We start from the raw sequence: 7,789 nt of genomic DNA, 5'->3' as shown, positions 1-7,789 counted from the left end.
GATATAGTAAGACCTGCTATTTTAGTAGGCAAGTATCGTTTGTATCCAAGAATCCTCTGCCTTTAGGCATGGGGAGTATGTCAAAGGTAATCTTTATAATAAAATTAAACACAAGATGATGTATATGTTTTTGGTGTCTTAGAATTTATAATGATTGTGAGGAATTAGTTATGATTAAGAAACAAGCTATATCTGTAAATGATTTAATGTCTAAAATTTCAATGATTATTATAAAGTCTATACAAATTGTAATTAAAAGCATATTTAATGAAAAAAATTATAAAATATCCCCAAATGAAAAAAACCTCCCGAAAGAAAAATCTCTATGCTTAAAATAGGTTAGTTTGTGACTATCTTAAACATAGAGATTTTATTTATTTTCGTTGATTTTTAAAGAATTGATAATAATATGGTTTCATTTCTTTGCGATTTTTGATAGGTGGCCATAAATCACCAACGGCTGTTGTACGCATCGCTGCACTTAAATGCTCATATAAAAGAGGATTTTCTTTAGATAATTCTTCAATTAAATTTTTAGCTTTTTGACGCATGGTATTGCCATTGAATGGACATGGTGGAGCACAAGGTTCTTGACCATGAAGTGAGATGGCATTTCTTATTTCTTCTTCACGGAAATAAAGCAGTGGTCTGATTACAGTTACATCAGAACGGCTTAAATAAGTAGATGGCATGAAAGTCTTTAATTGACCAGAATAAAATAAATTCATGAAGAATGTTTCTACGGCGTCATCATGATTATGGGCATAAGCTATTTTATTATAGCCATGTTCTTTGGCATAGCCATTGATTGCACCACGTCGGAAGAAAGCACAGGAATAACAAGCATTTTTATTATCTTGATTAGCGATGGTTTCAGCGATATTTACTTCATGAATATGGTAAGGCATGTTTAATTTATCGCAGAATTTTTGCATAGCTTCGCAAGAAAAATCTTTAGTAAACATAGGATTTATGGTGATTGCTCCTAGTGTGAAATTTTTCTTTAAAGTATTTTTTAATTCTGTTAAAGCGTATGCCATAAATAGACTATCTTTGCCACCAGATAGACCGATTAGGATTTTATCATCATCTTCGATTAATTGGAATTCAACAACTGCACGGATTATGCGACTTAAATATTCTTTAGGTAAGGGTTGCATAAAAAAATCCTTTCTTGTAATAAATATTTGATAAATAGTTATTTTGTTTTATTTAAGTAAATAATAGATAAAAGGTAGGATAAATGAATTATACAAAAGATAATATCTTTTATCAATCATAGCTTTTAAATTTTATGTAATATTGTTATAATATAAAACAGAGTTATTAATTTGTAATGGAGGTTTTTCAACCTATGAGTGAACAAAAAGTAATTTATGCTATTGGTCATAGAAATCCAGATACAGACTCCATCTGTTCTGCCATAGCATATGCAAATTTAAAACGCAATATGGGCTGTGAAAATGTTGTACCAGCTCGTGCAGGTAGCGTAAACAAAGAAACTAAATATGCTTTAGAATATTTCGGTGTAGAAGCTCCTCAGCTTGTAAGCGATATTTATCCAAGAGTTAAAGATATTGCTGTTAAAGTACAAAAATCTGTAAAAGCAACAGATAATCTTCGTACTTTAGGTATGGCTATGAAAGAATGTAATCTTCGTTCTATACCTGTAGTTGATGATGAAAATAAATTAATCGGTATGGCTAGTGTTAGTGATTTAGCAAAAGCTTATTTCCAAGAAATCACATTAGATAGCGTATCTGCTTCTGGTGCTTGCATCAACGATATTGCTAATGTTATTGAAGCTGATGTTTTAGTTGCTGGCGATAACGAAGGCAAAATCAATGGCGAAATCAAAGTAGCTGCTGCTTGCATGGAAAAAGTTGCAGAAAGCATCAAAGCTGGCGATGTAGTAATCATTGGCAATAGACCAGAATCTGCATTTATTAAATGCATTGATTTAAAAGTTGCTTGTGTAATCATCACAGGAAATACAACTATTTCTGATGAAGTAGTTGCAAAAGCAAAAGCTGAAAATGTAATGCTTTTATCTACAGCATTTGACACTTATAGCACAGCTCGTCTTATCAGCCAATGTGCACCAATTTCTAGCATTATGACTACAGATGTAATTTCTTTCAAACCATCTGATATGTTAAGTGATATCAAAGGTGTATTAGAAGCAAATGAATACCGTAATTATCCAGTAGTAGAAAATGGTAAATTAGTTGGTATCGTAAATAAAGATAAATTTATGATGCCTGAAAAACAACAGATTATTTTAACAGACCATAATGAATTAGCTCAAGCTGTTGAAGGTATTGAATCTGGTAAAATCATCGAAGTTGTTGACCATCATCGTTTCGGCGGATTACAAACTAGTGATCCTATCTTCATCAATGTTCGTCCAGTTGGTTGTACTTGTACAATCGTAACTAATATGTATCAACAATATGGCGTGGAAATTCCAAAAGAAATTGCAGGTCTTTTAATGTCTGCTATTATTTCTGATACAGTATTATTCAAATCCCCAACTTGCACACAAACAGATAAAGATGCTGTAGAATATTTAGCAAAAATCGCTGGTGTAGATTATAAAGAATATGGTATGGCAATGCTCAAAGCTGGTGCAGATATCGGCGATATGACTCCTGCTCAAATCGTTAAAAATGACTCCAAAGAATTCCAGATTGGCAACTATCCAATGCTCATCAGCCAGTTATCCGTTATGGATACAGACCAAGTAATGGCTATGCAAGATGAAATCTTAGCTGAAATGGCTCGTGTATGCACAGCTGATGGTTATGCAATGTCCATCGTTATCGTTACTGATATCATCAACGAAGGTAGCTATTTACTCTTCAGTGGTGAACCTAAAAACTTAATCGGTGAAGCATTCAAACAAGATGCAAGTAAATCTGTTATGTATTTACCAGGCGTAATGTCTCGTAAAAAACAGATTATCCCACCACTTTCTGAAGCTGTAAAAAATCTTTAATAGATAAAAATTAAGGCAATATGATTAAAAATCATATTGCCTTTTTTTATTTGCTTTCCATAATGCGTTGTAATAAGGATTTATTGGTTAAGTAAAGATTTTCGATTTTTTCAGCACTGTATTTATGCACAAATTTTGTTTGCTTAAATTTGGAAAATAGCATATCAAATTTTTGAATTAATAAAGAATTTTTTAAGAAATAAATAGGCAAATGATATTTATTTAATAAGTATTTATTTTTCTTAAAATAAGCGATTTTTTGATTGCTGTAATAAGAAAGTTTATAGTAGCTAATATCATTTACATTTTCTTGCTGGGACATTAAATAAATATCGATTAGAGGATTTTTATACATACTTTGAATTAGATAAGACAATTGTTCTTCTCTTTCTTGAGGTGTAGTTTGATATTTTAAATCGCCAAAAATCAATTCACCTTTTTGAATATAATCCATTAAATTGAGCTCTGGGAGAATAAATGATATAGGATTTTTTTCAAATTGTTCTTCCCACATGATTTGCAGATTTTTTATAGAAGAAATGGTCTCAGCTGTTAGATTTTTTTGTGTACATAAATCTATCATTTTTGAATAAGATTTTTTAGGCAAGAAGAATTCAAAACCATTTGTAATAAAGATGATAAAGTTTTTATTCATATAGAAGAATGGATGAAAAGAATTAAGAATTATTTTTTCTTTGGGTTGCAAAATAAGTGGTGAATTAAGGAACGTATCAGAAATGCGTTTTTGAATTTCATTGATGATTTTTTCATTGTTTATAAATGTACATATATCTATTGACTTATCTAGATGTAGGGAATATTGAATAGCAAAAGCATTTTTTACAAGGAATATATTGCTATTGTTAAAAAATTTATCTTCATAAATATAGAAATTGACATAAAAATATTTATTTAAGAATTTATAGAGGCTATAGATTAATTTTTCGTCACTATTTGCTAGTGTAGATAGATTACAGCCTATGTGAATATCTATTTGACGGTCGGTGAGATTACAACAATCGAGAAAACTAAAAAATTTCTTTTGTTGTAACAAAGTCAAAATATCCATAGTGATAAAAATTTCTAATTTGGGAGTTATTTTATTTATTATAGGAGCTAATTTGTGACAGAAAAATTCGTAAATATTAGTTCTACCAACTATAGTAGTAGAATTCAGTATAAATTCATTAGTTGTTTTTGTATGAGCAGAATTTTCATGTGAACAGTAATAAGCATTATTTAATAGATTATTTATTTGTGTATGTAGAAAAGCTTGAATATCTTTTGTAGGTAATGGTTCGTGAATATCAAATTCTTTTAAGAATAAGTAAGCATAGTCCTTATGGATAATTTCTTCGGCAAAAATAGAACTCAATGTATCATTTATTCTTTCGATATGTTTTTTAGTTGGTTGACTTGTATTATTTGACCATTTACTGATATAGGAAATATCGTATCCTATATGATAAGCGATGACGTTTAATTTTATATTGGTAAATTGAATAAGTTTTTTTAATATATCTCCAAATTTATTTTGCATATAAAACCCAGTCTTTCATAATTTTGATTAATTATAATAATATCAATAATAAAGTTAAATTATCAATAAAAGTATATTATTTATTGAACAATAAAAATGAAAAAAAGTCAACAAATAATCTAAGAAGTCAAGAGTATCAAGCTTTATATTATTGAATTATTGAAAAAATCAAAAGTCAAGATTTCTATTAAATCAAAAATATGGATAATTGAGTAGTATTTACAATATCTATAAAAGTTTGTTATTAATTCAAGACAATTTGTAAATAAAATAGGAAAGATTGACGTAAAAAAATTTTTTTATATAATAAAAAACAATAAATAGAAAAAATATAAAACGAGATAGATTATAAAAATAACAAATAAAAGTTAAATAATAAATTATCTAAAAAATCAAATAGTTTTATGGGAGTTTTTATTATGGAAAAAATTTGTCACGATTGGAAACATTTGTTGGATAAGGATTTTACAAATGGTAAGTATTGGAATGATTTTGCAGAAAATGCCCAAAATGCTTCTGTGGAGATAAAAATAGTCAAAAGTTATAAAGATGCTGTTGCTGATATTTTGGAAATAGCTAAAGCAACGGATGCAAAAATGATAGCAGGAGTAGGTTCTGATGAATGTGAAGAATTAGCAGACGTTTATGCAGAAATAAATAAGTCTTTTAAAGTATATACAGATAAATTTGATATAGTAAAAAATAAAAATGAATTAGATATTGGTATAACTTTAGGTGAATTTGGTGTAGGAGAAACAGGTAGTATATGTGTTGATAACTATGCTTATGAAGCGAGAATAGCAAGTATGTTGCCACCAGTAAATATAATATTTATGCCTAAAAATTGCATTGTAAATAATATGCAAGATGCTTTTGATATTTTGGCTAAAGTTTTTTGGAAAGGATATAGTGGTTTTGTAACAGGGCCAAGCAGAACATCGGATATTGAACGTGTTTTGACTTTAGGAGTGCATGGGCCAAGTCGTGTAATTTTGTTTGCAATTGAAGACGATAAAAGATGAAGATGATAAAAAGAAATGAGAGTGAATTAAGATGAAAGAACGTAATATAAAAGCTGAAATAAAAGAAAAATTACATGATCCTATTCTAAGTGATAATTTGGCACGATTTGCAAAACAATATCCTCAAGCTAGATTGAAAGCATATGCAAATGTAGATGATATTAACGAATTGAGAAATGAACTTCGCGATATGAAAAAACAAACAGTCGCTCATATTGAAGAAGTCGCTGATAAATTTCAGGCTTCATTGGAAGAAAGAGGTGCGAAGGTTTTTCGTGCTAAAGATGGTGATGAGTTAAAGGCACAATTATTGCAGATTTGCAAAGAAAATAATATACATAGAATTGTAAAATCAAAATCTATGGCAACAGAAGAGATACATTTAAATGATTTTCTAGAACAACAAGGTTTAAGAGTAAAAGAAACTGATTTGGGTGAATGGATGTTATCTGTTGCAGGTCAAAAACCTTCACATATGGTAATGCCAGCAATACATCTCAATAGAAAACAATGTGCAAAATTTTTCTCAGATGAATTAAAAGAGGATATACCAAGTGATATTCCATATATGATACAGACTGCAAGAAGAGTATTGCGTGAAGAGTTTTTTAAAGCAGATATGGGAATAACAGGTGCTAATTTTGGTATAGCTGAAAATGGGGCAATTGGATTAGTTACTAATGAAGGAAATGCAAGAATTGTTACAACTATTCCACCTGTACATGTAATTATCATTGGTTATGAAAAATTAATTCCTAAAATCAGTGATGCAGCTAAGATTATGAGATTATTGCCACGAAATGGTACAGGTCAAAGAATGGTAAGTTATTTGACGTTAATAGATGGGCCAACTCCTATAATTCATGAAAAAGATGGTAAATTAGTAGAAGAAAATAAAAAAGTATATGTTATTTTATTGGATAATGGTCGTTTAAAAGCGGCTCATGATGATAAATTAAAGGAAGTCTATCAATGTGTACGTTGCTCTTCCTGTTTAAATGTATGTCCTATATGGTCTACTGTTGGTGGTCATGTCTATGGATATATATATTCAGGTGGTATCGGAGCTATTTTGACTGGATTATTAAATGGCATGGATAATTTTTCACAGTTTAGTGATTTATGTATTGGTTGCCGTCGTTGTACTACTATATGTCCAGGTAAGATAGATATCCCAGGTTTAATTGAAGAATTGAGACTTAGAAATTTTGCTCAAAAAGGTCAATCTTTGCCTGAAAAGATTATATTTAAAAAAGTTATGGCCAATAGAAAATTATTCCATACTTTGTTAAGAGCTGCTTCTTTAGGACAAAAACCTGTACAATCGGGGAATTTTATTCGTAATTTACCATTATTTTTTGCTAAGATGACGCAAGGTCGTAGTTTGCCAGCTATTGCTTCTACACCTCTTCGTGATTGTACAGATGAATTAATGAAGCAAAATCCTAAAAATCCAAAAATGAGAGTAGCATTTTTCAGCGGTTGTAATATAGATTTTGTATTTCCAAATACAGGAAAATCTGTATTTAAAGTATTGCAAAATTTGGGTATAGAAGTAGTTTATCCGCAAAAACAAAATTGTTGTGGAAAACCTATAATTGGTTCAGGAGATTTGGAAACAGCAAGAAAAATAGCTAAAGAAAATATACAGGCTTTAGAAGAAACAAATGCTGATTATATCGTAGCGGCATGTCCTACATGTACAGAAACATTGGAAAAGACCTATGTGGAATTATTTAAAGATGATAGTCAGTGGTTAGCTCGTAGCAAAGCTTTAAGTAAAAAGATTAGAGAATTTAGCCAATTTGTATTTTCTATGTATAAAGAAATGAACAAATTAGATGATACTGAAAATAATGAAGGAAAAATAAAAGTAACATATCATGATTCTTGTCATATGAAACGTGGATTGAATATTTATGAAGAACCAAGAACTTTGTTAAAGCATACAAAAAAATATAATTTTGTAGAAATGCAAGGTTGTGATCAATGTTGTGGCATGGCAGGGGCTTTTGGTATGAAGTATAAAGATATTTCATTGCGTTTATTATCGAGAAAGTTGGAAAATATAAAAGATAGTCAAGCTGATATTGTGGCAGTAGCTTGTCCTGCTTGCATGATGCAGATAGGTGGCGGTTTGGATAAACAGATGCCTAATGTAAAAGTAAAACATATAGCTGATATTTTAGCTGAAGAACTTTGATAATTGAATATTTCGAGGAGGGTAGT

Annotated in this window: 5 protein-coding genes; 3 read left to right on the top strand and 2 right to left on the bottom strand. The window is 29.9% G+C overall.

Annotated elements, in window-relative coordinates:
• Window positions 1–374 precede the first annotated feature (374 nt).
• Window positions 375–1,160, bottom strand: coding sequence for a tRNA 2-thiocytidine biosynthesis TtcA family protein (locus tag Q5I67_RS07350; RefSeq protein ID WP_302486893.1), 786 nt, complete (start codon window positions 1,158–1,160; stop codon window positions 375–377).
• Window positions 1,161–1,354: 194 nt separating this feature from the next.
• On the opposite strand from Q5I67_RS07350, the gene Q5I67_RS07345 reads away from it, so the two are divergent.
• Window positions 1,355–2,998, top strand: a complete 1,644-nt coding sequence (locus Q5I67_RS07345; protein WP_302486892.1) for a putative manganese-dependent inorganic diphosphatase — start codon at window positions 1,355–1,357, stop codon at window positions 2,996–2,998.
• 46 nt (window positions 2,999–3,044) lie between these two features.
• Here Q5I67_RS07345 and Q5I67_RS07340 read toward each other — a convergent pair whose 3' ends face one another.
• The gene (locus Q5I67_RS07340) at window positions 3,045–4,538 is read right to left on the bottom strand and encodes a hypothetical protein (RefSeq protein ID WP_302486891.1); all 1,494 of its coding nucleotides are present in this window, start codon (window positions 4,536–4,538) and stop codon (window positions 3,045–3,047) included.
• Between the two features lie 419 nt (window positions 4,539–4,957).
• On the opposite strand from Q5I67_RS07340, the gene Q5I67_RS07335 reads away from it, so the two are divergent.
• A complete protein-coding gene (locus Q5I67_RS07335; protein WP_302486890.1) occupies window positions 4,958–5,560 on the top strand; it encodes a lactate utilization protein in 603 nt (200 codons plus the stop codon).
• Between the two features lie 31 nt (window positions 5,561–5,591).
• The gene (gene ldhH / locus Q5I67_RS07330) at window positions 5,592–7,763 is read left to right on the top strand and encodes an L-lactate dehydrogenase (quinone) large subunit LdhH (RefSeq protein WP_302486889.1); all 2,172 of its coding nucleotides are present in this window, start codon (window positions 5,592–5,594) and stop codon (window positions 7,761–7,763) included.
• Window positions 7,764–7,789 lie beyond the last annotated feature (26 nt).

This window comes from uncultured Megamonas sp., from assembly GCF_958438645.1.
GTDB lineage: Bacteria > Bacillota > Negativicutes > Selenomonadales > Selenomonadaceae > Megamonas.
This window is presented reverse-complemented; position numbering and strand designations above follow the sequence as displayed.